Raw genomic sequence first — 259 nt, 5'->3', positions numbered from 1 at the left:
CTACAAGACCCAGCCACTGGAGGCGGCCAACATCACGGCCGCCGCCGACACCAAGAGCTACGACCACGCCAAGTACGAAGGCATCTGGTGGCAGCAGTTCGACGACCCGACCCTCAACCAGTTGGTGTCCCAGTCCCTGAGCGGCAACCGTGATTTGCGCGTGGCCTTCGCCCGTCTGCGGGCGGCACGGGCCATCCGTGATGATGCGGCCAACGACATCATGCCGGTGGTCACCTCTCGCGCCAGCAGCGATGTGGGC

1 pseudogene is annotated in these 259 nt (G+C 65.6%); it reads left to right on the top strand.

Annotated elements, in window-relative coordinates:
- A pseudogene (locus AAEZ05_RS29175) lies at window positions 1-259 on the top strand (TolC family protein); the annotation flags it as partial.

The sequence above is a fragment of the Pseudomonas sp. HY13-MNA-CIBAN-0226 genome (genome assembly GCF_040310305.1).
GTDB classification, from domain to species: Bacteria; Pseudomonadota; Gammaproteobacteria; order Pseudomonadales; family Pseudomonadaceae; genus Aquipseudomonas; species Aquipseudomonas gregormendelii.
Note: the sequence above shows the minus strand (reverse complement) of the source record. Positions and strands in the feature narration are given on the sequence as shown.